Raw genomic sequence first — 2,230 nt, 5'->3', positions numbered from 1 at the left:
GGCGAAGAACATCCACATCATCGGCGACGCCATTCAGACCTCGCCGCTGATGCCCAAGTCCGGCCACATGGCCAACCAGCACGCCAAAGTCTGCGCCGCCGCCGTGGTCGACCTGCTGAGCGGCCGCCAGCCCGAGCAAAACCCGATGCTGACCAACACCTGCTACAGCTTTATCAACGACAAGGAAGTGATCCACGTCGCCAGCGTGCACGCCTGGAATGCGGAGAAAAAGACGCTGCTGGTCGTCCCAGGCAGYGGTGGACTCTCCCCCGGTCCGGCCGAACTCGAAGCCACCTACGCCAACAGCTGGGCCACCAATATCTGGTCAGATATGCTCACTTGAGTAGTCACTGGAATCCCGCCTTAAATTCAAAGAAAGCCAAAAGATATAAGGGTTTCTTTGATTTGTGTGCTCGCAAGGATCAGGCGTGCTCGTCGCCGACCTGGCCTTGTTAGGCGTCGTCTCGCTGAAGCGCAAGCGCTTCAGTAATTTGCGACGTAGCTCATAAATTCGCTTGATTCAGCGCAAGCGCGTCTAAGTCCTCCCGTGTCACGATAGCCAGACTATCAATGCGCAGGAGGCCTTATGGACAGTCTGCTGGCTCACTACGAGCAAGAACTCGCGAGACTGCGCCGTGCAAGTGCGGAATTCGCACGTATCTACCCGCAGCTTGCGCACGCCATTTCTTTATCTGGCGAGGCAAGCTCGGACCCCGAAGTAGAGCGGTTGATTCAGTCAATCGCGCTCCTAAATGCGCACACGGCAGAGCGTCTCGAAGATAAGCATGAAGAGCTGACTTCCGCGATACTGGCATCACATCAGGCGCTGCGGGCTTTTCCGTCGTGCGCTATTGCGCAGATTGATTATGGCGATGCGAAGCCGAATGCAATCAGTAGCGTTGCTCACATCCCTCGTGGGACCATGCTGAAGTCACACGGAACGGGCTCGCAGATTTGCAAATTTCGCACGGCCTATGACATCAACATCGCGCCGATCACCATCGCAGAAGCCTGCATCGCGCCGATAGAGGTACCTGCGGCATTACGTCTTCCGCAAGATGCCGCATCATCTATGCGTCTCACCATCAACAGTACATCGTCGAATAGAGCGTTGTACTGTGAAGCTCCGTTACGTATACACGTTAGCGGTAGCCCAGCGAAGACTGCCTGGATCATGGACGCGATCTTGATGCATACATTGTGCGTATGCGTGCAAGCGAACGATCAGTGGACGATCTCCCCAGCGTCGCCTTTTCATCAGGTCGGCCTAAGCGACAACGAAGCACTTTTGCCGGATACCTCCGCACTTTCTTGCTACCGGCTGCTAGCCGAATACTTCTGCTTTCCCGAAAAGTTCAACTTCATCGACATTGACCTGCCCACCATTGCCAGCTTCATTCCCCGCTGCGATGGAATCACGCTTCACCTCATCCTTCCAAACTTGCCACACGCCGGCAAGCTGTCGCGCGACAGCATACGTCTTGGCTGTACGCCGATAATTAATCTGTTCCCTTACCGCGCTGCACCTATCAAGCTTGACGCAGCGAGCTCCGAGTACACTCTCGTTCCTGATCAGCTTCCCGAAACCGCTTGCGAGATATACAGCATCGACAAGGTGTCGTTACTTCATCGCTCAAATTGTAACGAAGCGCCAATCGAATTCATGCCCTATAGTGAGACAGCGCCAGGAGGAATTCAATGGCTAACGAAGAACTCAGGCAATGATTACGAGCACACGCTTTACCTCATTGACCGCGCTCGCACACCTGTAGCCTTAAGTACCGGCGCGCTCGCTATTCATCTGACGTGTACAAACCGCGACGCGACGCAGTCTTTGGCTAGCAGTAAAAATGCGAGCGAACTTACAACAGAACTGAACACTGCTGGCTTCCCGATCCACGTACTTGAGAAGCCAAGTCCCACGCAATATCTCGCCGCACGTCGCTCGCATTGGATACTGCTCTCCCTGTTACATCGTGCACCGCGCTTGCCAGAACTGATCGACATTCTTCGGCTTCACGCGCCCATCACCAGTACGGCAAGCCAGCACATGCTGGAAGGGCTGCGCAAGCTGTCGGAGCATGAGATTTGTGCCTGGATTGATACTCGCTACATGGCGGGAACAAGATTTCGGCTTTCGATCGACGCTGCTTACTTTGCGGGACGAAGCATTTATACGTTTGCGCGAGTCTTGAATTGCTTTTTTCGGTCACGCGTGCCACGCAATAGG

The 2,230-nt window shown here is 54.7% G+C and carries 2 protein-coding genes; both read left to right on the top strand.

What is annotated here, in order from left to right; genetic code table 11:
- Nucleotides 1–343: FCSD flavin-binding domain-containing protein (locus tag AB4Z11_RS29975; protein ID WP_442029570.1), on the top strand; the 343-nt coding region annotated here is incomplete at its 5' end.
- A gap of 243 nt (nucleotides 344–586) precedes the next feature.
- Nucleotides 587–2,230 (top strand): type VI secretion system baseplate subunit TssF (tssF, locus tag AB4Z11_RS29970; RefSeq protein ID WP_442029569.1); only part of this gene is annotated, 1,644 nt, incomplete at its 3' end.

The sequence above is a fragment of the Pseudoduganella sp. RAF53_2 genome (assembly GCF_052113985.1).
Taxonomy (GTDB): domain Bacteria; phylum Pseudomonadota; class Gammaproteobacteria; order Burkholderiales; family Burkholderiaceae_D; genus Rugamonas.
This window is presented reverse-complemented; position numbering and strand designations above follow the sequence as displayed.